Origin of the sequence: Actinobacillus vicugnae, from assembly GCF_901687125.1 — a bacterium.
In the GTDB taxonomy this organism is placed as follows: Bacteria; Pseudomonadota; Gammaproteobacteria; order Enterobacterales; family Pasteurellaceae; genus Actinobacillus; species Actinobacillus vicugnae.
Genome location: NZ_CABFJY010000009.1, coordinates 1 through 25245, shown reverse-complemented (window position 1 = coordinate 25245; position 25245 = coordinate 1). Strand labels below are relative to the sequence as shown.

Here is a 25245-nt window from a genome sequence, read left to right as displayed (position 1 = left end):
ACCTATCAAAAGAGCTGATAATCTCAGCTCTTTTTTATCATACTTATAAGGACACAATATGCAATTTAAAGATTATCTAGCGACATTCCCTGCGGTTGACCATCTAGCAGGTTTAAACGTGCGTAATACGCAAGGCGAAGTGATTCATCATATTCCTGCCATTGAAGGTAAATTAGGTTCACTTAAACTTTATAACGCCTTAGCTGTAAAATTCGACGGAAAATTGACCGCTTTATCGGCTCAACAAGGCATTGAGTGGTTTGCGGAACACGTGGAAGATGCTAAACAGAATGTCGGTAAGCACCCAAATATTGATTTGTTATTTAAAGTGATTAATGAAGATTTAAACTTAACGTTAGAGCCTATTGCTAAGTAATGAACAAACAACAAGCGGTTAAATTTTCTAAAATTTTGTATTTGCAAAAAATCAGAAAAATTTAACCGCTTGGTTTATGTAGAAGGGGCTATTTAGTTAATAAATCCAACGCTTCTTGGTATTTTGCTACGGTTTTTTCGATCACATCCTCAGGCACTTTGGGTGCGGGTGCTTGTTTATTCCAACCGCTATTTTCTAACCAGTCACGTACAAATTGTTTGTCGAATGACGGCGGATTTGTGCCTTCTTGATAAGTTTCAACTGACCAAAAACGGCTTGAATCAGGGGTTAAAACTTCGTCCATTAAGGTTAGCGTACCGTTTTCATCTAAGCCAAATTCAAATTTGGTATCACAAATAATAATACCCTTCGTTAAAGCATAGTCAGCTGCTTCGCTATAAAGTGCAATCGCGGCATCACGCACTTTCGCTGCAAGTTCTGCACCGATTTGGCGTTCACACTCTGCATACGAAATATTAATATCGTGATCACCTACTTCCGCTTTGCTTGACGGAGTGAAAATGGGGTGTGGTAATTTGCTTGCTTCTACCAAACCTTCAGGCAATTTCAAACCGCAAATCGTGCCTGTTTGGTTATAATCTTTCAAACCAGAACCTGTCAAATAACCACGCACAATTGATTCAATTTTTACAGGGGTTAAACGTTTACAAACTACCGCACGGTGTTGAATCGCTTCCGCTTCTTGTTTTGGTAACACATCAAAAACAGAATCGCCAGTAAAGTGATTTGGCATAATGTGCGCCAATTTTTGGAACCAGAAATTAGAGATTTGGGTAAGGATTTCGCCTTTATGAGGGATTGGGTCATCGAGGATCACATCAAATGCAGATAAACGGTCGGTTGCCACCATTAACATACGTTTGCCGTCGATTTCATATAGATCACGAACTTTTCCTGAATAGATTTTTTTTAAGCTAATTTGCATGGTCAAAAATTCCTTTAGAACAAAAAATTAGCAGAATTATATCTGTTTACGCAAACGATTGCGAACTTATTCTAAATCAGTAAAATTTTTGCTCAAAAAAGCTTGCAATCTATAAATTTTGGGCGTATTTTAAATAGCAATTCATTCTTTCAATATTTACTGAGAATTTATTATGAACATGATTCGTACTCATCGCCATCACCATTTAACCTGATATCTTTCGGGCATTTGGCGTGGCTGGAAGATAACAAATCTTCCGAGTACGTATAAGGCATACAATAGACATAACCTCTCGGAAGGCAACTTTCGAGAGGTTTTTTTATAGCTAAAATTTGAACACAACATAGGACATAAAAATGACAACAACAAACCGTTTACGTATTGCACTTCAGAAAAAAGGGCGTTTAAGCAAAGATTGCAACGAATTACTCAAACAATGTGGGGTAAAAATCAATTGGAATGAGCAGCGTTTAATTGCTTATTCAGAAAATATGCCGATTGAAATTTTGCGTGTACGTGATGACGATATTCCAGGCTTAGTTTTTGATGGCGTGGTTGATCTTGGGATTATTGGTGAAAATGTGTTGGAAGAAGAAGAACTTGGACGTATTGCTAGTGGTGAAAAAGTTGAATATAAAAAGCTACGCACACTAGATTTTGGCAGTTGCCGTTTATCGTTAGCGGTTGATCGTGACCAAACTTACAATGGCGTACAAGATCTTAAAAATGCTCGAATTGCCACCTCTTATCCAAATCTACTGAAACGCTATATGAAACAAAAAGGCGTGTCATTTAAAAGTTGTTTACTCAACGGCTCGGTTGAAGTTGCACCAAGTGCAGGTCTTGCCAGTGCTATTTGCGATTTAGTTTCATCAGGCGCTACGCTTGAAGCAAATGGCTTAAAAGAAGTTGAAGTTATTTACCAATCTAAAGCTTGCTTAATCCAAAGAGCAGAGCCTCTTCCCGCAGAAAAACAAGCGTTAGTCGAACGCTTATTAACCCGAATTCAGGGTGTACAACAAGCCGCAGAAAGCAAATACATTATGTTGCACGCCCCCAAAGATAAACTCAAAGAAATCACCGCGCTTTTACCAGGTGTGGAAAACCCAACTATTCTACCACTTGCCAACGATTCCGCCCGTGTCGCCATGCACGTAGTGAGCCAAGAAAACCTATTCTGGGAAACGATGGAACAACTCAAAGAAATGGGCGCAAGCTCGGTGCTAGTGCTACCGATTGAGAAAATGTTGGCTTAATAAATATGTAGGGGCAGGTCCTGTGTCTGCCCGTAACACCAAATCATGAACGGGCGGGCACAGGACCCGTTCCTACAAGCGGTCAAAAAAGGATAAAAATATGCAAACCCTTATTTGGAAAAATCTGACAGAACAACAACGTAAAGAAGCACTCACTCGCCCTGCGATTAACGCTTCGACCAATATTCAACAAGCGGTCGATGCTATTCGAGAAAATGTTTTGGTGAATGGCGACAAAGCATTATTTGAATTGTGTGAAAAATTCGACAAAGTGAAGCTCAATAGCCTTATCGTGTCTGCCGAGCAAATCCAAGCGGCAAGCGACCGCCTTTCGGACGAGCTAAAACAAGCAATCCAAAACGCCAAAGCGAATATTGAGAAATTCCACACTGCACAAATTCCGCAAGCGGTTGATTTAGAAACTCAAGCGGGCGTGCGTTGCCAAGTGGTAACTCGCCCAATTAACCGTGTTGGTTTATATATTCCAGGTGGTTCAGCGCCGTTATTTTCTACTGTATTGATGTTAGCCATTCCAGCCAAAATCGCAGGCTGTAAAAAAGTGGTGCTTTGCTCACCACCACCGATTGCGGATGCGATTTTATATGCGGCAAATTTATGTGGCGTGGAAACCATTTACCAAGTGGGCGGCGCACAAGCGGTGGTCGCAATGGCGTATGGCACCGAAACGGTGGCGAAAGTGGATAAAATTTTCGGACCAGGTAATGCGTTTGTGACCGAAGCAAAACGCCAAGTTTCACAATCGGTAAAGGGTGCAGCAATTGATATGCAAGCGGGGCCTTCAGAAGTATTAGTGATCGCTGATGAATTTGCCGATCCTGATTTTGTGGCAAGCGATCTGCTTTCCCAAGCAGAACATGGTACAGATTCACAAGTGATTTTAGTCACCAATAGCGAAGCGCAAGCAAAAGCGACTGAACTTGCTATCGACCGCCAACTTGCAAAGCTACCGAGAAAAGAGACTGCTTGCAAAGCGTTAGCTCATAGCCGTATTTTTATCGCTGACAGCATCAAACAAGCGGTCGAAATTAGCAATGAATATGCACCAGAACATTTGGTGGTACAGGTAGAAAATGCCCGCTCACTGCTCGACCAACTCGACAACGCAGGTTCAATTTTCCTTGGTGCGTACTCGCCAGAAAGTATGGGGGACTACGCCAGCGGCACCAACCACGTGTTACCAACCTACGGCTACACCCGCACCACTTCAAGTTTAGGGCTAGCTGATTTCAGTAAACGAATGACTGTGCAAGAGCTCACGCCACAGGGCTTTAAAGACCTCGCTAAAACGGTAGAAGTGATGGCAAGCGCAGAGCAGTTAGATGCACATAAGCAGGCGGTGAGTATTCGGTTGGCGAAGCTATAAAGTTTGATGCTAAATTGCAAATGGTAGGAAACACTACGTGTGTCCTTACCAAGATCGCAAATAAAGAGCGGTTAGTTTTTCTGGAATGTTGGCGAAAATCTTCCCCATTTAGACCGCTTGTTAAGCATTAAATGTAAACTCAACAGAAGGATTCACAATGAAATTTATTATCTCTCCCGACATTTTTAATGTATTACCGCAATTATGTGTTGGCGTAGTGGTGGCAAAAGGTGTTGATAATCGCCAAAGTTACCCAGAAATTAGTGCTTTTTTACAGCAATCTATTATTCAGGCTGAACAGCAGTTTAAAGAGAAAAAAGTGAAAGAATGTGCAGAAATTGTGTCTTATCGGAAGGCTTTTCAGGCGTTAAATATCAATCCCAATAAATTTTTATGTAGCATAGAAGCATTATTTACGCGTATTGCCAAAGGAAAAGGTATGCCGAGTATCAATCCCTTAGTCGATTTAAATAATGCAGTAAGCCTTGCTTTTACGTTGCCAATGGGAACACATAATTTGGGATTAAGCGATCAGGATATTTACTTGCGATTTGCCACAGAACAAGATGAATTTTTGCCTTTTGGAGCAAGTGAGCTAGATAATCCTGAATTAAATGAAGCCGTTTATGCTGTGGGTAATCAGGTAAGAACCCGCCGTTGGACGTGGCGACAAAGTGAAAACGGCAAAATTGATGAAAATACCCATTATGTTTTCTTTCCGATCGATGGTTTTGTTGGTGTAAATGATGAGCAAGTGCGTCAAGCTGCTGAAAAACTTGCCGAATGGCTAAAAACACAATTTCATGCCGAAGTAAAAATCGGTTTTGTTGATCAAACTCACCCTGAAATAGAACTATAACGATCACACTCATTACTAGGAATACAATATGACAATCTCACAACTCTCTCGAAAAAATATCCAAGCTTTAACGCCCTACCAATCCGCTCGCCGTTTGGGAGGCAGTGGCGATGTGTGGCTGAATGCGAACGAATACCCGACTTCACCAAATTTTGATTTAACCGACCACACTTTTAATCGCTATCCAGAAGCCCAGCCCGAAGCAGTGGTGAATAGTTATGCGGCGTACGCTGGCGTTCAGCCTGAAAATGTTATCGTAACCCGTGGCGGTGATGAGAGCATTGAGCTGATTATCCGTGCATTTTGCGAGGCGGACGATGCGGTGCTTTATTGTCCGCCGACTTACGGAATGTACGCCGTGAGTGCCGAAACCTGTGGTGTGGCGTTGAAAACCGTGCCGCTCACCGCTGATTTTCAGCTTAATTTGCCTGAAATCGAAAAAAATCTTGATGGCGTGAAAGTGGTGTTTGTGTGCAGCCCGAATAATCCAACTGGCGGGCTAGTCAAGCGGTCAGATTTACTCAAACTTTTGCAAATGACCGCAGGGCGAGCCATCGTGGTGGTGGACGAAGCCTACATCGAATTTTGCCCAACAGCGACAATGGCAACCGAACTGGCGAATTTTCCGCACTTAGCGATTATCCGCACTCTCTCCAAAGCTTTTGGGTTAGCGGGCTTGCGTTGCGGTTTTACCCTTGCCAATGCCGAGCTGATTAACGTGTTACAAAAAGTCATCGCCCCTTATCCAATCCCTGTGCCAGTGTCCGACATCGCCGCCCAAGCCCTGAGCGAACAAGGCTTAGCCCAAATGCGTTCGCAAACCGCCACCGTGCTTGCCAACCGTGCCGAATTGCAAAAAAATCTGGAAAAATTACCGCTTGTAGAGCAAGTTTTTGAAAGCGAAGCGAATTATCTGCTGGTGAAATTTAAAGACGGGCAAAAGGTGTTTAAAGCCTTGTGGGAGCAGGGGATTGTATTGCGGGATCAGCATAAGGCATTGGGGCTAGCGAATTGCGTGCGGATTACTGTGGGGACGGAGGTGGAGAATAAAAAAGTGGTGGAAAGCCTAGGACGAGTCGTCCTAGGTTAGATAACCCCAGCCCCTTTGGGGCTGGACAGTAAAAGAACTGCAAAGTAGCTCGGATGGTTTAGCCTTATACGGCTCGTATAGGGTAGGAGAAAAAATGAGCTATACCAAATTGTTATACCACGTTGTATTTCGTACATTGCAGAGTGTGCCAGCGATCGAGATCGAATACGAAAAAGAGCTTTATAGTTATATTTGGAGCTTTTGCCAACAACAAAAATGTACGTTGCATCGTATTAATGGTATGCCCGATCATCTGCATTTATTGGTGGAGATTCATCAATCTATGGCAGTTGCTGATTTTGTGAAGCAACTTAAAAATGCGAGCCATAAATGGTTAGAAAAGCACCAAGATCTTTTTCCTGATTTTTATGCTTGGTCGAAAGGCTATTGTGCGTTAAGTTATAGCGAACACGAGAAAGAGAAAATTGTGAACTATATTAAAAATCAGAAAGAGCATCATCAAAATGTGGGATTTGTAGATGAAATGAAAGCTATTTTATTTGAAGCGGGTATTGAAATTAACCAATACCTTGATGATGATTTGTAACCTAGCACGAGCCGTGCTAGCTTAATCAAGCTCAGCCTCTCTGAGGCTGTGTAATATAGAAATAATAGTGAGCCACAGAGTGGCTCAGATCAAGTAACCACACACGGCTCGTGTGTGGGTTACTGTGCTATACATAACAGGAGAAATAAAATGCAACCAACCCTTTTCATCGACCGAGACGGTACGTTAATTGACGAACCGAAAACCGATTTCCAAATCGACAGCCTTGAAAAGCTCAAATTTGAGCCGAATGTGATTCCTGCCTTGCTGAAACTTAAAAACAAATACCGCTTTGTGATGGTCAGCAATCAAGATGGCTTAGGTACAGCCTCCTTCCCACAAGCGGATTTTGACAAACCGCACAACGCAATGATGGCACTGTTTAACTCGCAAGGCATTGAGTTTGACGAGGTGCTAATTTGCCCGCACAAGCCCGAAGAGGGCTGCGATTGTCGTAAACCGCACACCAAATTATTGCAAAAATATATCGACCGAGAACTGTTCGACCCTGCCACTAGCTTTGTGATTGGCGACCGTGCCACCGATGTTCAACTGGCGGAAAATCTCGGTATTCGAGCGATTCAATATCACCCTGAAAAAATGAATTGGGATTTGATTGCGGAAAAATTATTAGGCGAAAGCGTAACCAACTACGGCAACCGCACGCCACGCTATACCGAAGTGGTTCGCAAAACAAAAGAGACCGACATCAAGGTACAAGTGTGGTTAGATGAAACTGGGGTAAACCAAATCAGCACAGGCGTGGGCTTTTTCGACCATATGCTCGACCAAATCGCCACGCACGGCGGTTTCCGAATGAACGTCAGTTGCAAAGGCGATTTATGGATTGATGAACATCACACCGTAGAAGACACCGCTCTCGCCCTTGGCACAGCGCTAAAACAAGCGATTGGCGACAAGCGAGGCATTGCTCGTTTTGGCTTTGTTTTACCGATGGATGAATGCAAAGCGGAATGTGCGATGGATTTATCAGGCAGACCGTTTATCAAATTCAAAGCAGATTTCAAACGTGAAAAAGTGGGCGATTTCAGCACCGAACTGACCGAACATTTCTTCCAATCTATCGCCTACACCCTAATGGCAACCCTGCACATCAAAGCCAAAGGCGACAACGACCACCACAAAATCGAAAGCCTGTTTAAAGTGTTCGGCAGAACATTGAGACAGTGTATTCGGATTGAAGGGAATGAGTTGCCGAGTAGTAAAGGGGTGTTGTGATTTTCGGCAAAGTGTAAATGATATGATGGGGAGGGACGCCACGCATGGCATCCGTTTAAATCATGCTCCGTTTTTGATAGAACGCCAAGCGTGGCGTCCCTACAATCACGTTGGAAAAGAGCGGTTGAAATTTGCAAATTTTTTGGGGAATTTGACCGCTTGTAAAGAAGGAAAATTATGTTGCTCATATTTTATGAATCGATCAGAAAGTATATTGTTTCTGAACAATATCAATCAAATAAAAATACCTCTGTACTTCAAGCTGCTATGGATATTATTGGAGATACATACTCTGCAATGTGTTCATATAAAGTAAGTGATAAAAATAAGGTGGGTAAATATATTTCTTATGTGTATGTTTATGGCATATTAAATATTCTTGAATTACAACAAGATGCAATTAAGGCTATATATCAATGTTTATTAAATAAAAAATATAGTCCCGATAAAGATGATAAATTAAAAGATATAAGAGAAGTTAGAAATAAAGCCATTTCCCATTCTGTTGAATATATTAAAAAAGAAGATAAATTCCAGGGCTATGGAATTATTCGACATTCATTATCAATAGATAATTTTGAATACTATTCTTTTTCTGACAATAGTCTACATATGCAAGTTAATATATTCGAAATGATTGAACGTCAAGAAAAAAGATTGACTGAGCTTTTATCTGAAATTTGTAAAGAATTAAATCTAAGAGAAGAATAATGCGAAACCTCACCATCATCGACACAGGCTGTGCAAACCTGTCATCTGTAAAATTTGCATTCGACCGTCTGAATATTCAGGCGGAAATTAGTCGTGATTTAGCGAAAATCCAGTCCGCAGATAAGTTGTTGCTCCCGGGTGTGGGGACGGCTCAAGCTGCAATGAAGATTTTGCAAGATCGCAATTTGATTGAAACAATCCAAAATGCCACGCAACCAATGCTCGGCATTTGTTTGGGTATGCAGTTAATGACCGAATTTTCCGCAGAGGGCAATGTGCCAACGTTAAACCTAATGAGTGGAAAAACGGAACTCTTGCCAAATCACGGCTTGCCGTTACCGCATATGGGCTGGAATCGGGTCAATTATCAAGCGGATCACCCGCTTTTTCACGGCATTGAACAGGGCGGACATTTCTATTTTGTGCATAGTTATGCGGTGCTGCCGAATGAAAATACTATCGCCACTTGCGATTATGGCGAGCTGTTTTCTGCTAGTATTCAATCCAAAAATTTCTACGGTGTGCAGTTCCACCCAGAGCGTTCTGGCAAAAATGGGGCATTATTGTTGAAGAACTTTGTTGATAAAATTTGATAATAGGGTTTAACAATGTTTGTGTTAAACTTAATACTTGAGGCTATTTATAAAAATAAAAAAATAGTCTTTTATTTTTAAATTAAATTTAGATTAAAAGGAGAACATATGAAAAAATCTAAAATAACCACATTGGAATTTATTGATATTATTATATTATCAATCATCTTTTTTGGTGCTCCAATATATTATTCATTGGCGATGTTTTTTGAAACGCAGTATAAAGGTGTTTCTTTTGATAAGCTAATATTTAATGATCTAGCGAACTATAATGCGCTTATACAGATATTATTATCGCTTTTTGTGGCTTGGATATATCTAACTTTTAGGAAGTTTGATTTTAATGTACTTAATTTTAAAATAAATAGACGGACTTTACCTACTATATTTCTACTAGTGTGTAGTGCAGGCTTGGTTGCGGATATTTATCAATATATACATTATATTATTTTCCCTGAACATTATGCTAATATTTATTCAGGAGAAAGTTATTCTCCTAAATATAATCTAATATTATTAATCACTTGTTTAGCTAATGGTTTCTATGAAGAGATTTTTTTTATGGGATTAGTCTTTGCAACGAAACCAAAATATATGCCATATGCAATAGGATATAGTATTTTAGTTAGATTTATTTTTCATACCTATCAAGGTTGGGCGGGAGCATTAACGATTGTTACTTTAGGTATTGTATTTTTATTTTTCCGCAAAAAGATTTCATCTCTTGTACCTTTTTTTATTGCTCATGCGATATTTGATATTTTTGGACTAGGATTATTAGGGATTATATATTCAGTAGGTTTAAATATATCTTAACTAGTTTGAAGTTAAATTTTATAAATACAAAATAAGGAAGAACAATGGCAACATCTATCATCATTCCAGCTCTTGATCTTATCAATGGCAATGTGGTGCGATTACATCAAGGTGATTATGCGAAACAGACGACGTATTGCGATAATCCGATTGAACAATTCCAAAGCTATGTAGCACAAGGCGCAAAGCAGTTGCACTTGGTCGATCTCACAGGGGCGAAAGATCCTGCGAAAAGACAGATCAAGTTAATTGGCAAGATCATTGAAGCGATTGATTGCCCGATTCAGGTCGGGGGTGGTATTCGCACGGAACAAGACGTGGTGGATCTGCTAGCGATAGGGGCTAATCGTGTGGTGATTGGTTCAACGGCAGTCAAGCAACCTGAAATGGTTAAGAGCTGGTTTGAGAAATACGGTGCGAAGAAATTCGTGCTGGCGTTAGATGTAAACATTGACACAGAAGGCAAAAAAATCATTGCGATTAGTGGCTGGCAAGAAGCAAGTGGCGTGTTGCTCGAAGAACTGATCGAAGATTACCAAGCGGTCGGTTTGCAACACGTGCTTTGTACCGATATTTCGCGAGATGGCACCTTGGCAGGCTCAAATGTCGATCTCTACCGTGAAATCTGTGCCAAATATCCAGAGATTCAATTCCAATCATCAGGTGGAATTGGAGCGCTTGCTGATATTGAAGCGTTAAAAGGCACGGGTGTAGCAGGTGTAATCGTTGGGCGTGCGTTGTTGGAAGGTAAATTTACAGTGGCGGAGGCAATCGAATGTTGGCAAAACGGATAATTCCTTGTTTAGACGTGCGTGATGGGCAGGTAGTGAAAGGCGTGCAGTTCCGTAATCACGAAGTTATTGGCGACATCGTACCGCTTGCGGCACGCTATGCGGAAGAAGGGGCGGATGAGTTGGTGTTTTATGACATCACCGCCTCAAGCGACGGGCGAATTGTAGATAAAAGCTGGGTGCAACGTGTGGCGGAAGTGATCGATATTCCATTTTGCGTGGCGGGTGGCATTAAAACTATCGAAGATGCCGAGCAGATTTTTGCTTTCGGTGCGGATAAAATTTCGATTAACTCGCCCGCACTGGCTGATCCCAATTTGATTACCGCCCTTGCCGACCGCTTTGGCGTACAGGCGATTGTGGTTGGTATCGACAGCTGGTTTGAGATCGATACTGGTAAATATTGGGTAAACCAATACACTGGTGATGAAACACGTACCCGCCAAACCAACTGGCAACTGCTCGACTGGGTGCGAGAAGTACAACAGCATGGTGCAGGTGAAATTGTGCTAAATATGATGAACCAAGACGGCGTGCGTAACGGCTACGATCTCACCCAGCTTAAACTCGTGCGAGAAGTGTGCAACGTACCGCTTATTGCCTCAGGTGGCGCAGGTGAAATGGTGCATTTCCGTGATGCCTTTCTTCAAGCCAACGTGGACGGCGCATTAGCGGCGAGCGTGTTCCACAAGCAGATTATCAATATCGGCGAGTTGAAGGCATATCTTCAAACAGAGGGTGTGGAAGTGCGTTGTTAAATATAAAATCTCCCCCCCAGCCCCCTCTTTATCAAAGAGGGGGAGCAAGATTAACAGTCCCCTCTTTTGTAAAGAGGGGATTTAGGGGAGATTTAAAAACAAAAAGGAAAACCTATGCAAAATAAAATCAACTGGCAAAAAGTAAACAACCTACTTCCTGTTATCGTGCAAAATGCGAAAACTTGCGAAGTGCTGATGTTGGGCTATATGAACGAGGAGGCATTGGAAAAAACTCTCACTGAAAAGGTCGTTACATTCTACTCTCGCACTAAGCAACGCCTATGGACGAAGGGAGAAACTTCGGGGCATTTTTTAAATGTAGTGGATATGAGCTTGGATTGTGATAATGATACGTTATTGATTTTAGTGAATCCAATCGGTCCGACTTGCCATACGGGGGAAGGGAGCTGTTTCCACCAATTTGAAAGTCAATCAGAAGGGGATTGGACGTGGTTTGCCAAACTGGAGCAAGTGCTTGCAGAGCGTAAATATGTCGATCCTGAAAGTTCTTACACCGCTAAACTGTATGCCAAAGGCGTGAAGAAAATTGCGCAGAAAGTGGGTGAAGAAGGGGTTGAAACCGCATTGGCAGCGGTGTTGCAAGATAAAGAAGAAGTGGTATCTGAAGCAGCTGACCTTGCTTACCACTTAACCGTGTTATTGCATTCGATGAACCTTGAATGGGGCGATGTGATTGCTAAATTAAAAGAGCGTCATCAGGGCATAGGTTTGCATCCTGAAGGCTCAAATAAGTAAGATTAAGATACAAGCGGTCTAATTTTGTAAAAAATTTGCAAATTGAGACCGCTTTGCGTATTATCTCGCCCCTCAAAATTGGTTGCCGAGTTCCCTTACCTCGGTTTTTTTATTTTTTAAAAAGGAACAATATGAACTTTCAAATTGATTTTTCAGATGCCCAAAAGCGTCGTTCTCTAATCTTACTTTCCCTTTTTCATATCTTTATTATCGCAATCAGTAACTATTTGGTGCGGATTACGTTTGAGGTAAAAATTCCGTTTAGCGATATTGTGATCCCAACCACTTGGGGAACTTTCACTTTTCCATTTGTGTTTTTAGCAACGGATTTAACGGTTCGAGTATTTGGAGCAAACCTTGCGCGCAAAATTATTTTTGTCGGAATGTTACCTGCTTTGCTGATTAGTTATGTGATTTCGGTGCTGTTTTTTGAAACGCAATTCCAAGGTTTTAGCGCATTAAACGAGTTTAATCTGTTTGTATTCCGTATCGCATTGGCGAGTTTTTGTGCTTATGTGGTGGGGCAATTGCTGGATATTGTGGTATTTAATCGCTTACGTCAGGGCAAAACTTGGTGGCTTGCGCCAATGTGCTCAACCATTTTTGGTACACTGATTGATACCTTCGCTTTCTTTGCAGTGGCGTTTTATAAAAGTGATGATGCATATATGGCAGAGCATTGGTTTACCATTGGTACGGTAGATTATGCGTTTAAGTTGTTTGTCAGCTTATTACTGTTTTTACCGCTGTATGGTGTATTGCTCAATTTCTTGGTGAAAAAATTTAAGCTGAAATAGTCGTTTGGGGATTATGCCGAAAAAAGGTATAATCCCCTCACTTTTTTCTGCGTATTTGCAAGAAAATTGAGAAATTTAACCGCTTAAATAAATAAGAGAGAACAGCATGAGCAAGATTCCATTAAGAACTGAAGCAGAAATTGAGAAATTACGTGTCGCTTGTAAATTAGCCTCTGATGTATTGGTGATGATTGAACCTTATGTAAAAGAGGGGGTAACCACCGCCGAATTAGATCGTATTTGTCATGAATATATTGTGAATGAACAGCAGGCAATTCCTGCTTGTTTAAACTATCACGGTTTTCCGAATGCCACTTGTATTTCGTTAAACGAAGTGGTGTGCCACGGCATTCCAAGTGCAGATCGTAAACTGAAAAAAGGCGATATTTTAAATATTGATGTTACAGTAATTAAAGATGGTTACTATGGCGATAACTCAAAAATGTATGTAGTGGGCGAGCCAAGCATTCGTGATAAACGTTTGATCGAGATAACGTTAGAATCGCTTTATATTGGTTTACGCACGGTAAAACCAGGTATTCGCTTAAAAGAAATTGGTAAAAATATTCAGCAATATGTTGAGAAACAAGGGTTCTCGGTGGTGCGTGAATACTGTGGTCACGGTATCGGGACTGAATTCCACTGCGATCCACAAGTGCTTCATTATAACTCAGATGACGGTGGGGTGGTGCTACAAGAAGGTATGGTGTTTACGATTGAGCCGATGGTAAATGCGGGGAAAAAAGAGATCCGCAATATGCCAGACGGTTGGACGGTAAAAACTAAAGACCGTAGCCATTCAGCACAGTTTGAGCACCAAATCGTGGTGACTAAAGACGGTTGTGAAGTGATGACCATTCGTGATGAAGAAATTGCTGAAGGCAGAATTACTCGTATTATGAAAAACGCTTAAGCAAGCTAAATAAAAATCCGCCGCAGGTTAATTACTTGCGACGGATTTTTTTGTGCGCTATTTACAGTTTTTCGAGGTTTGCCATTTTCGCAATCAACCACTTGATGCCGTTGCCCGCAAAGGCGATTTGCAATCGGGTTGCTTCGCCACTGCCTTCCACATTAATAATGGTGCCTTGCCCAAATTTAGCATGCTGAACTTTTTGCCCCATTTTCCAGCTACTGTCTTCTAAGCAAGAAGCGGTCGTTTTTGGCGGATTTTTTGCAAAAGGTGTCATTTGCGCAAAATTTGCCGCTCGATTAATACTGCCTCTTAAGCGTACTTCTCGAATATGCTGTTCTGGCAATTCCGCAATAAAACGAGAAGCAATATGGCGCTCTTCCTTACCGTATAAGCGGCGTAATTCAGCGTAGCTGATCGTGAGTTTTTTCTTCGCACGAGTAATACCAACGTAAGCTAAACGGCGTTCTTCTTGCAATCTGCCTTCATCAAAACTCATGCCGCTTGGGAAAATACCTTCTTCTACGCCTACCATAAATACACGGGGGAACTCTAAGCCTTTTGCCGAATGTAGCGTCATTAATTCCACATAATCTTGATGCGGAGAGGCTTGAGCTTCGCCTGCCTCTAATGAAGCATGGGTTAAAAATGCGGTGAGATCTGACATTTCTTCAGCTTCATCAGGCTTACTAAATTGTTTGGTTGCGGTGACGAGCTCTTCCAAGTTTTCGATACGCACTTCGCCTTTTTCACCTTTTTCTTGCTGATACATTTCGTATAAGCCTGATTTTTTAATCACAAAATCGGTTTGCTCAAACAGTGGCATTTGCTCGGTTTCTTGCTCAAGCGCATTAATTAATTCGACAAAACGTAGCAACGCTGAAGCGGCTCTGCCTGAAAGTTGTTCTTCTTGTACCGCCACTTGAATTGCTTGCCATAAGGTAATTTGGCGGTTGCGAGTAATTTGACGAATGGTGTCAAGCGTACGTTCGCCAATCCCTCTCGGAGGCGTATTTATGACACGTTCAAAAGCAGCATCGTCTTGGCGATTAGCGATCAAACGCAAATAAGCTAGCGCATCTTTAATCTCTTGGCGTTCGAAGAAGCGCATACCGCCATAAATACGGTATGGAATATTCGCCTGAATCAGAGCCTCTTCAATCACACGAGATTGGCTGTTGCTACGATATAACACTGCACATTCGTTTAAACTGCCTTCGTCTTCTTTCCATTGCTTGATTTGCGATGCAACAAAACGGGCTTCATCTAATTCATTAAAAGCACAATAAATTTCAACAGGATCGCCATCACCTTGATCAGTCCATAAATTCTTACCTAAGCGATCTTCGTTATTGGAGATCAACTCGTTGGCGGTGGCAAGAATATGCCCTGTGGAGCGGTAATTTTGTTCAAGACGAATGGTTTCCGCTTTACGGTAGTCATTTAAAAAGCGTTGAATATTTTCTACTTGTGCGCCACGCCAGCCGTAAATTGATTGGTCGTCATCCCCAACAATCATTACATTACCAGTCTCGCCAGCAAGTAAGCGAATTAGGTCGTACTGAATATTATTGGTGTCTTGGAACTCATCAATCAGAATTTGCTGAAAACGTTGTTGATAACGTTGCAAAATAGGCGGTTTATCACGGAAGAGTTCATAAGCACGAATCAATAATTCAGCAAAATCAAGCAAGCCAGCACGGTCGCATGCCTCTTGATAAATTTGGTAGATTTGTACCAATTTTTTCTCGTTTGGATCGTTGTGATGATCAATATCTTTCGGGCGTTTACCTTTGTCTTTTTGGGCGCTGATATACCACGCCACGTGTTTAGGCGGAAAATGTTTTTCATCAATATTGTGTAGCTTTAATAAACGTTTAAGCAAACGCTGTTGATCTTCGCTATCCATAATTTGGAAATCTTGTGGCAGGTTGGCATCCAAATAGTGTGAGCGTAACAGGCGGTTTGCAATGCTATGGAAGGTGCCAACCCACATACCAAATAAGCGCTGATTACTGCTTGAAGAAAGTGTATGTTCAATACGATGGCGCATTTCAGCAGCAGCCTTATTGGTAAAGGTTACCGCTAAAATATTTGATTCAGGCACATTTTCCACACCAATTAGCCATGCGATACGGTGAGTAAGCACCCGAGTTTTACCCGAACCAGCCCCTGCTAAAACTAAATAATTGCCCAACGGCGCAGCGACAGCCTCTCGCTGTTTATCGTTTAAACCATCTAATAATAAAGAAAAATCCATGACCGCCTCGTGTTAAATTTATGTTTGTTTATACAGTTGTACTCTATTATAGATCAAGCGGTCGAATTTAGCGAAAATTTTGCTAAGTTTGAAACAGTTATAATTGAGGAAATGTAAAGTTAAATAACCATAAAGATGCTTTTTGTATGAAAATGTAATCGTGGTGGTTGAGAATACTTGTCTTTAGTATACTTTGCGCGATAAAGAAATCAGACCAATTTTATATTGGTCTTTTTTTATGTTCGATTAGCAAAATGAATCGTGATAAATATTCACTTTGTTGTATTTGTAAAGTAGTAAGGATAAAAATCCAATGAATAAAATTTTTAAAGTTATCTGGAGTCATACTTCCCAATCTTTAGTGGTAGTTTCGGAGTTGACTAAATCAAATGGCAAATCAGCCTCTTCGACTGATGAACGTCGCTCGCCAATAAAATCACTTCTGGCATTAAGTACTGCAGGTTCTGCGGTAATTGGTAGCGGTATGCTTGGTAGCGTGGCGATCGGTACGGGTGTATTAGCTACAGGTATGGTTATGGAACCAGCTTATGCTGCGATGACAGTTTGTGGTACGGGGGCATCTGGTATTAGTTCAGCAGCTAATGCTACTAATGCAACAGTTATTGGTTATCAAGCAAAAGTTGGCTCTGACGCAGTAGCGGTGGGTGGACATGCTAATGCAAGTGGTGGTGAGTCAGTAACCGTAGGTAACCGCTCATCTGCATCGGGTTATTTAGCGACAGCACTAGGTAGTAATGCAAAAGCAGCTGGTGCTAGTGGTACTGCACTTGGTACAAGCGCTAATGCAAGTGGAAATCAATCAACAGCTATTGGTGGTGATGCAAAGGCATCTGGCTATGCTTCGGTAGCAATTGGTGCAGACGATATTGATGGCGCTAAGACCACGTATATTACATTAGATGGAAAGAGAGTAAATCTCACCACCGCATATACGATGTTTACTGGCGATACGCTAATTTCTACGCATGCTAATGGTACTACTTCAGAATATCGAGCGACCACGGCAAGTGGCGTTGCAGCAGTGGCTATCGGTAGTTATGCTCAAGCAACAGGTAATTTATCAACGGTTATTGGTACTAATGCAACCGCTTCAGATCTTGCATCTATGGCAATTGGTGTTGGTGCTAGAGCGTCAAAAAGCTCAGCATTTGCTATGGGGACAGGGGCAATAGCGAATGGTAGTAAAGCTATTGCTATTGGTACCAATGTAACCGTAGTCGGTAATGTATCTGTTGCAATTGGTGCAGACGCCAATGTTAGTGGCACTCACTCTGTTGCATTAGGACAGGCTTCTAATGTGACAGGATTTTTGGCAAATGCACTTGGTTCTACAAGTTATGCAGGTGCAAATTATGCAACAGCTGTGGGTACAGGTGCTACCGCTAGAGGTATTGGTTCATTTGCGGCAGGTAATTTATCATTAGCAAGTGGGCTAAATTCAACAGCAATTGGTTCATATTCGACAGCTAATGTAACGAATGCAATCGCAATTGGTACTAATGCGACGGCATCACTGGTGGATTCTGTTTCACTTGGTTCAAATGCGACAACTACAGCTGCAGTTGCCACAAATACCGCAACAGTAAATGGTTTAACCTATTCAGGTTTTGCAGGAAATCAGACAACATCTGTGGTTTCTGTAGGCTCAGCTACGCAAAAACGTCAAATTCAAAATGTAGCGGCGGGACAAATTTCAGCTACTTCAACTGATGCGATCAATGGCTCACAACTGTATGCAACTCAACAAACCTTAGGTAACGTTGCGACTTCGCTTAAAACAATTTTAGGTGGTAATGCAAATGTGCCTGCTACTGGCTCGCTAACGATGACCAATATCGGTAATACGGGTAAAAACACGGTACATGATGCGATTGCCGCAGTAAAAGAAAATGTGGTGGCAGGTAAGAATACTCAAGTCACTTCAGCTGTTGCGTCAAATGGTTCAACAACTTATACGGTTGATGCGTGGAATACCACGTTAACTAATGGTTCTGCAGAAGTTAGTGTCACTTCAACAACAAATAATACTAATAAGGTTTTAGCTTATACGGTAGATCTTTCTACGTCTGCAAAAAACAATATTACGACTGCAAATGTAACAGCGCATAACGCTAACTCAACCGCTAATACAGCGAACAACACCGCAAATACAGCGAATACCACTGCTAATAACGCAAATAATACGGCTAATACAGCAAATAACACTGCTAATAATGCCAATACCACAGCGAATACAGCGAACAACACAGCAAATACGGCGCTAACAGAAGTACGTAAGGGCTGGAATCTTACAACTAAAGCAAATGGTGGCACTGCAACAAATAGCTCAGAAGAACAAATAAATATGGGCGAGTTAGTGACACTTGAAGCGGGCGCAAATATTAATTTAACGCAAAAAGGTGCAAATATTACGATTGCAACCAGCGACAAGCCAACGTTTAACACGGTAACTACACAAAACTTTACTGTGCAAAATGGTGGCAACGTGGATATGGGTGGCAATATCGTCTCTAATGTTGGCACAGCGGTAAATGGCACAGACGCAGTTAATTACGATCTGTTAAATAAAACGGTAAAAGCTGCAAGTAGCTCTGTAGTAGCAGGTAGCAATGCGAATGTTGCAAGTAAAACGGACGCCAATGGTACGGTTTACACAGTAAATGCGTATAACACCACAGTAAGTAGTGGCTCTGAAGTAACTGTTACTGGTACTTTTGATGCGAAAAACAATACTACTAACTATGTTGTGGATCTATCTGCGCAAACTAAACAGAACATTACTACTGCAAATACCACTGCGCATAATGCGAATGCGACAGCAAATACCGCAAATAACACCGCTAATACAGCGAATACAACGGCTAATAATGCAAATGCAACAGTAAACAAAGGCTGGAATATCACCACGGCTAAAACAGGTACAGGTAACGCAGAAAATACGACAAATACCAATGTTAAAATGGGTGATAAGGTTGTTATTACCGCAGGCGATAACGTAAATATTTCGCAAAACGGTAGCAATATCACAATTGCAACCAGCAAAACCCCAACATTTATCAATGTAACGGTGGGTGATACGAAGATTACTCATGAAGGTTTAACTATCAACAATGGTCCAAGCATTACTAACAACGGAATTAATGCGGGTAATCACACCATTACAAATGTAGCGAACGGTACAAATGCAACAGATGCAGTTAATTTACAACAATTAAATGCTTCGAAAGTAGCTGTGATTGCAGGCTTGAATACAGCTGTTAGCACTAAAGCGAATACCACAACAGGTGGTACGGATTACACGGTAGATGCATGGAATACTACGGCACAAGGTGCGGCAGATATTACTGTGACAGAAACTGTGGAGGCGAATACGAAATCAATTAAATATGCGATCGATCTTTCACAATCAGCTAAAACCAATATCACCACCGCAAATGCAACGGCGAACTTAGCAAATAGCACAGCCAATACGGCAAATGCAACGGTAAATAAAGGTTGGAATTTGACCGCTAATAAAGCAGAGGCGGGTAAAGCAAATATTCAAATGGGTGATACAGTAGATTTCTCTCAAGGGGATAATATTGTTGTTACTCAAGATGGCAAAGGTATTAAGATTGCTACTTCATTAACGCCAACCTTTACCAATATGACCACAACCAACCTTGCTGTAACCAATGGTGGTATAGTGAATATGGGTGGAAATACGGTACAGAATGTTGCAAATGGTACAAATGCAACAGATGCGGTTAATTTACAACAATTAAATGCAAGCCGTACTTTTGTGGCAGCGGGTACAAATGCGAATGTGACATCATCAGTAGGTGCTGATGGTGCGACGACTTACACGCTAAATGCATGGAATACTACAGCGAAAGGTTCAAATGATATTAAAGTCACTAATGTAACCAATGCAGCAGGTAGAGTGATTGATTACACCGTAGATTTATCTGACAGTGCGAAAAACAATATCACTACCGCAAATAACACTGCACATGCAGCAAATGCAACGGTAAATAAAGGTTGGAATATTACAACGTCTAAATCTGCGGGTAATGCAACGGATATTAGTGTATCGAACGTGAAAATGGGTGATACTGTAACAATTGATGCGGGTAAAAATATTAATATCACGCAAAATGGTTCAACCATTTCAATTGCTACAAGTACAACGCCAACATTCACTACAGTGACAACGGGGAACACAACTATCAATGATAATGGTTTAACCATTAACAATGGCCCAAGCATTACTAATAACGGTATCGACGCAGGTAATAAAACGATTACTAATGTCGCAAATGGTACAAATGGCACAGATGCAGTAAATCTTAATCAGTTAAATGAAGTTAAAGCAGCAACAACAACTACGGTAACTTCTAAGGATAACTCGGTTAACGTAACAGAATCATTAACCAATGGCCGTGTTTATGATCTTTCAATTGCTCAATCGGATGTTGTGATCAATCCAAACGGCACAACTACCAATAATAAAACAGGCAATACCTTTGTAACGGGCGATAACTTGGTGAATGTGTTAAATAACACCAGTTTCAACGTGACTTCAGGTAATGTAAGTAGTGGTGTAGTAAGTGGTACAACAGCAGAGCAAGTTAAAGCGGGCGAAACAGTAACCTTTAAAGCTGGCGATAACTTAGTATTAGCGCAATCAGGACAAAACTTTACTTATTCTTTAGTGAATAACCTGAATTTAACCGATAAAGGCTCGATTACTATCGGTAACACAACAGTTAAAGATAATAGTGTAAGCGTAGGTAATGTAACGGTAACGGATAAAGGTATTGATTTAGCGAATACGACGATCAGCAATGTAGCAAATGGTACAAATGCAACAGATGCGGTTAATTTACAACAATTAAATGCAAGCCGTACTTTTGTGGCAGCGGGTACAAATGCGAATGTAACTAGCGTTTCAAATGAAACAGGAACTTACTACACGGTAAATGCATGGAATACCACAGCGAAAGGTTCTGATGATATTAAAGTAACCAATGTAACGAATGCTGAAGGTAGAGTGATTGATTACACTATCGATCTTTCAGAGAGCGCGAAAAACAATATCACCACCGCAAATAACACTGCCCATGCGGCAAATGCAACGGTAAATAAAGGTTGGAATATTACGACTTCGGCATCAAATGGCTCAGTAAGTGGTTCTAATTTAACCAACGTAAACATGGGTGAAACAGTCACCATTGATGCAGGCAAAAACATCAATATCACTCAAGCAAACGGCACAATTTCGATTGCAACGAGCGATAAACCAACATTTGTAACGGCAGTTGTAGGTAATACCAGCCTAAATGGCGATGATATTAAATTGGGCAATACCACAATCAATGGTAATGGCTTAACGATTAACAATGGTCCAAGTATTACCAATAATGGTATCAACGCAGGTAACCAAACGATTACCAACGTAGCGAATGGTGTAAATGGCACAGATGCAGTAAATGTACAACAGTTAACGAATGCGACGACGAACCTCACAAGTGCAGGTTTAAACTTTGTGGGCAACAACGTAAGCGGTGTGATTCACACAAATTTAGGCGACACATTATCGATTGTAGGTGAGTTAGCGGAAACAGTTGTAGCAAGCGCGCAGAATATCCGTGTAGATAGCGTAGATGGAAAATTGGTGGTGAAATTAAGTGAATCACCAACGTTTACAAATGTAACGACAGGTAGCACAACCATCAATAATAATGGTTTAACCATTAATAATGGTCCAAGTATTACTACAAGCGGTATTAATGCAGCGAACACGACGATTAGTAATGTGAAAGACGGTGAAGTATCTGCAATAAGTAAAGATGCAGTAAACGGTAGCCAGTTATATGCTACTAACCAAAATGTAACGAATGTTACAAATACGGTAACTAAAGGTTGGAATATCACAACGACTAAATCTGCAGGTGAAGTGTCTGGTTCAAATCTAACTAACGTAAAAATGGGTGATACAGTGACCATTGATGCAGGCAAAAACATCAATATTACTCAAGAAAATGGCAAGATTTCGATTGCAACGAGCGATAAACCAACATTTGTTACTGCAACCGTAGGTAATACCAGCCTAAGTGGCGATGATATTAAATTGGGCAATACCACAATCGATGGTAATGGCTTAACGATTAATAACGGCCCAAGCATTACCAATAATGGTATTAACGCAGGTGATAAAGTCATCACAAATGTAGCGAATGGTGTAAATGGCACAGATGCAGTAAATGTACAACAGTTAACGAATGCGACGACGAACCTAACCAATGCAGGTTTAAACTTTGTGGGCAACAACGTAAGTGGTGTAATTCACAAGAATTTAAGCGAAACATTATCGATTGTAGGTGAGTTAGCGGATGATGCAGCGGCAAGTGCGAAGAATGTCCGTGTCGATACTGAAAACGGTAAGTTAGTGATTAAGCTCAGTGAGAACCCAACATTTACGACAGTAACAACGGGTAACACAAGCTTAAGTGATAATGGCTTAACGATTAACAATGGCCCAAGCATTACCAATAATGGTATTGATGCAGGCAATAAAGTTATCACCAATGTTTCAGCAGGGACAAATGGCACAGATGCGGTTAATTTAGATCAGTTAAATAAAACTGCAGCAGCAGCGAAAACAGAGTTAAGCAACGGTTCAACCACGACAGTAAATACGACTCAAGGTGCAAATGGTCAAACAATTTACACTGTTGAAGTGAACAAAGCGCCAGTTACCATCAACAGCACGACGGGTGTAGCAGAAACCAATACTACAGGTGATGTGAATAATAGTTTCGCCACAGTAGGCGATGTAGTAAACGCATTAAACAACGTATCTTGGACTATCCAAGGTAATGGAGTTGAAGCGGATAAAGTGACTGCAGGCAATCAAGTGAACTTTGTAAATGGTAATGGTACGACAGCGCAAGTAAGTGCGAACAAAGAGGGTACACAAACCAACGTAACCTTTAACGTAAACAAATCTGGTTTAACGGTGAGTAAAGACGGTAACGGCAATGTAACGGTCACAGCAAATACAGCAGGCGATACATTTGCAACCGCAGAAGAGGTAGCGAAAGCGATTACAGATTCTGAATTAACTTCAACGGTAGTATCAGGTAATGACAACCTTGTTGTAACGAATGTAACCGAAGGTAATAACACTGAGTTTAAAGTGACGTTATCGAACAATCTGAACCTAACTGAAAACGGTAGTGTAACGATTGGTAACACAACACTTAACAACAACGGCTTAACTGTAGGTAACACTTCAGTAACAGCAGATGGCGTGAAAGTGGGTAATGTGACTATTAACAATAACGGCATTAATGCAGGTAGTACACAAATTACCAACGTAGCAAACGGTACAAATGCAACAGATGCGGTGAATTTATCGCAACTTAATGCAACTGCAGCAGCTGCGAAAACAGAGTTAAGCAACGGCTCAACCACGACAGTAAATGCAAGCCAAGGTGCAAATGGTCAAACAATTTACACTGTTGAAGTGAACAAAGCGCCAGTTACCATCAACAGCACGACAGGTGTAGCAGAAACCAATACTACAGGTGATGTGAATAATAGTTTCACTACAGTAGGCGATGTAGTAAACGCATTAAACAACGTATCTTGGACCATCCAAGGTAACGGAGATAATGTGGATAAAGTGACTGCAGGCAATCAAGTGAACTTTGTAAATGGTAATGGCACGACAGCGCAAGTAAGTGCGAACAAAGAGGGTACACAAACCAACGTAACCTTTAACGTAAATATGACTACAGCAACCATTACAGATGGTAAAGCTAACGTTGCAAATGGTGATTCATTCTTAAATGCAACTACGGTTGCGAATTTAGTGAATAACAGCAGCTGGTCGGTAGGTGCGGGTACTGTTGCAGGTTCTAACGGCAGAAGTGACTATGTAGCGAATGCAAATAGTTCGATTTCAGCAGGCGAACAAGTGAATTACCAAGCAGGTCAAAATATCGTAATTGGTGGTGAAGGCAATAATGTAACAATTGCAACGAACCCGAATTCAACCTTTGATGCTGTGACAGTAAATAACCAAGTGACTGTGGGTAATACGACGATCACTAATGATGGGCTAACTATCAACAATGGTCCAAGTGTGACTAAATCAGGCATTGATGCTGCAAATACGAAGATTGCTAACCTACAAGATGGTGAAATTTCTGCAACAAGTAAAGATGCAGTAAATGGTAGCCAGTTGTACGCAACTAACCAAAATGTAACAAACTTAACCAACGAAGTGGCTAAGGGTTGGAACATTGAAGCGCTTACTGTAGAAGGTTCTACAGGTTCAGCGACAAGCACAGGCAAATCGAATGTTGCAATGGGTAATACGGTGACTGTGAAAGCAGGCAACAACATTAACATTGAACAAAAAGGTAATGAAATTGCGATTGCAACCTCAGATAAGCCAACGTTTAATACGGTATCAACGAATAACGTAGTGCTGAAAGATGATAGTGGCAATAACGTTGCAAATATCAATGCGGTAACAGGCGAAGATGGCGTAAGTGAAGTATCTATTGCAGGTAATAATGTTACTCAAGCAGATGGTTCAGTAAGCAACGCAAGCCGTATTACTAATGTGGCAGCAGGTAAGAAAGATACTGATGCGGTTAATGTGTCACAATTAAAAGGCGCAGTGAACAACATCAATAACAGTATCAACGCAGTAAATAACAAAGTTGATAAGGTTGATCGAAACTTACGTGCAGGTATTGCAGGTGCGATGGCAGCAGGTAACTTATATCACGTAACTATCCCAGGTAAATCTATGGTAGCAGCGGGTGTAGGTACTTATAAAGGTCAAAGCGCAGTAGCAGTAGGTTATTCACGCTTATCTGATAATGGTAAGATTGGTGTGAAAATCTCGGTGAACAGCAATACTCGTGGCGACACAGGTGCTGCAGCAAGCATTGGTTACCAATGGTAATTAGCTTCTAGCTAGGTATAAACAAAAACCTCAATCTGAATGATCTGCACCCCAAAAGTTGGACTAAACAGCCAACTCACTAAGGTGCAGATTTTTTTATGACTAAATACAATCAATCTTTCAAACAACAAGTCATCGAATTTTATCTTCAAAATGGTAAAAATCGA

At 41.2% G+C, this 25245-nt stretch carries 18 protein-coding genes and 1 other annotated feature; of the genes, 16 read left to right on the top strand and 2 right to left on the bottom strand.

Annotation, left to right across the window (positions count from 1 at the left end):
- Nucleotides 1–58: 58 nt before the first annotated feature.
- Nucleotides 59–376, top strand: coding sequence for a DUF2322 family protein (locus F8M47_RS02715; RefSeq protein WP_150538683.1), 318 nt, complete (start codon nt 59–61; stop codon nt 374–376).
- An 88-nt stretch (nt 377–464) separates the two neighbouring features.
- On the opposite strand, the gene F8M47_RS02710 is transcribed toward F8M47_RS02715, so the two are convergent.
- Complete coding sequence (locus F8M47_RS02710) at nt 465–1322, bottom strand: phosphoribosylaminoimidazolesuccinocarboxamide synthase (protein WP_150538682.1); 858 nt, start codon at nt 1320–1322, stop codon at nt 465–467.
- A 192-nt stretch (nt 1323–1514) separates the two neighbouring features.
- Nucleotides 1515–1644: a sequence feature (His leader region), on the top strand.
- A gap of 34 nt (nt 1645–1678) precedes the next feature.
- On the opposite strand from F8M47_RS02710, the gene hisG reads away from it, so the two are divergent.
- The 14 genes from hisG (at nt 1679) to map (ending at nt 13832) form a co-directional block, all read left to right on the top strand.
- Nucleotides 1679–2578 carry an ATP phosphoribosyltransferase gene (gene hisG / locus F8M47_RS02705; RefSeq protein WP_150538681.1) on the top strand — a complete coding sequence of 300 codons (900 nt, stop codon included), beginning with the start codon at nt 1679–1681 and terminating at the stop codon, nt 2576–2578.
- Between the two features lie 100 nt (nt 2579–2678).
- Nucleotides 2679–3962 carry a histidinol dehydrogenase gene (gene hisD / locus F8M47_RS02700; protein ID WP_150538680.1) on the top strand — a complete coding sequence of 428 codons (1284 nt, stop codon included), beginning with the start codon at nt 2679–2681 and terminating at the stop codon, nt 3960–3962.
- 157 nt (nt 3963–4119) lie between these two features.
- Complete coding sequence (locus F8M47_RS02695; RefSeq protein WP_150538679.1) at nt 4120–4821, top strand: B3/B4 domain-containing protein; 702 nt, start codon at nt 4120–4122, stop codon at nt 4819–4821.
- 28 nt (nt 4822–4849) lie between these two features.
- On the top strand, nt 4850–5911 hold the full coding sequence (hisC, locus tag F8M47_RS02690; protein ID WP_150538678.1) for a histidinol-phosphate transaminase: 1062 nt from the start codon (nt 4850–4852) through the stop codon (nt 5909–5911).
- Between the two features lie 94 nt (nt 5912–6005).
- Complete coding sequence (gene tnpA / locus F8M47_RS02685; protein WP_150538677.1) at nt 6006–6458, top strand: IS200/IS605 family transposase; 453 nt, start codon at nt 6006–6008, stop codon at nt 6456–6458.
- A 150-nt stretch (nt 6459–6608) separates the two neighbouring features.
- Entirely contained in the window at nt 6609–7697 is a 1089-nt protein-coding gene (gene hisB / locus F8M47_RS02680) for a bifunctional histidinol-phosphatase/imidazoleglycerol-phosphate dehydratase HisB (protein WP_150538676.1), read from the top strand.
- A 177-nt stretch (nt 7698–7874) separates the two neighbouring features.
- The gene (locus F8M47_RS02675) at nt 7875–8408 is read left to right on the top strand and encodes a hypothetical protein (RefSeq protein WP_150538675.1); all 534 of its coding nucleotides are present in this window, start codon (nt 7875–7877) and stop codon (nt 8406–8408) included.
- Nucleotides 8408–9001 (top strand): imidazole glycerol phosphate synthase subunit HisH, encoded by a 594-nt coding sequence (gene hisH, locus F8M47_RS02670; RefSeq protein ID WP_150538674.1) that lies wholly within the window; start codon nt 8408–8410, stop codon nt 8999–9001. The genes F8M47_RS02675 and hisH overlap by 1 nt, the downstream gene beginning before the upstream one ends.
- Before the next feature lie 108 nt (nt 9002–9109).
- Nucleotides 9110–9817: a CPBP family intramembrane glutamic endopeptidase gene (locus F8M47_RS02665; RefSeq protein ID WP_150538673.1), complete on the top strand. Its 708-nt coding sequence runs from the start codon at nt 9110–9112 to the stop codon at nt 9815–9817.
- Between the two features lie 44 nt (nt 9818–9861).
- Nucleotides 9862–10611 (top strand): 1-(5-phosphoribosyl)-5-[(5-phosphoribosylamino)methylideneamino]imidazole-4-carboxamide isomerase, encoded by a 750-nt coding sequence (hisA, locus tag F8M47_RS02660; protein ID WP_150538672.1) that lies wholly within the window; start codon nt 9862–9864, stop codon nt 10609–10611.
- Entirely contained in the window at nt 10593–11366 is a 774-nt protein-coding gene (gene hisF, locus F8M47_RS02655; RefSeq protein WP_150538671.1) for an imidazole glycerol phosphate synthase subunit HisF, read from the top strand. The genes hisA and hisF overlap by 19 nt, the downstream gene beginning before the upstream one ends.
- 114 nt (nt 11367–11480) lie before the next feature.
- Complete coding sequence (hisIE, locus tag F8M47_RS02650) at nt 11481–12122, top strand: bifunctional phosphoribosyl-AMP cyclohydrolase/phosphoribosyl-ATP diphosphatase HisIE (protein WP_150538670.1); 642 nt, start codon at nt 11481–11483, stop codon at nt 12120–12122.
- Nucleotides 12123–12253: 131 nt separating this feature from the next.
- Nucleotides 12254–12919, top strand: coding sequence for a 7-cyano-7-deazaguanine/7-aminomethyl-7-deazaguanine transporter (locus F8M47_RS02645; RefSeq protein WP_150538669.1), 666 nt, complete (start codon nt 12254–12256; stop codon nt 12917–12919).
- A 106-nt stretch (nt 12920–13025) separates the two neighbouring features.
- Nucleotides 13026–13832: a type I methionyl aminopeptidase gene (map, locus tag F8M47_RS02640; RefSeq protein WP_150538668.1), complete on the top strand. Its 807-nt coding sequence runs from the start codon at nt 13026–13028 to the stop codon at nt 13830–13832.
- A 61-nt stretch (nt 13833–13893) separates the two neighbouring features.
- On the opposite strand, the gene uvrD is transcribed toward map, so the two are convergent.
- Nucleotides 13894–16092 carry a DNA helicase II gene (gene uvrD, locus F8M47_RS02635; protein WP_150538667.1) on the bottom strand — a complete coding sequence of 733 codons (2199 nt, stop codon included), beginning with the start codon at nt 16090–16092 and terminating at the stop codon, nt 13894–13896.
- A gap of 313 nt (nt 16093–16405) precedes the next feature.
- Here uvrD and F8M47_RS02630 point away from each other — a divergent pair, with 313 nt between their 5' ends.
- Nucleotides 16406–25078 carry a YadA-like family protein gene (locus F8M47_RS02630; protein WP_150538666.1) on the top strand — a complete coding sequence of 2891 codons (8673 nt, stop codon included), beginning with the start codon at nt 16406–16408 and terminating at the stop codon, nt 25076–25078.
- Nucleotides 25079–25245 lie beyond the last annotated feature (167 nt).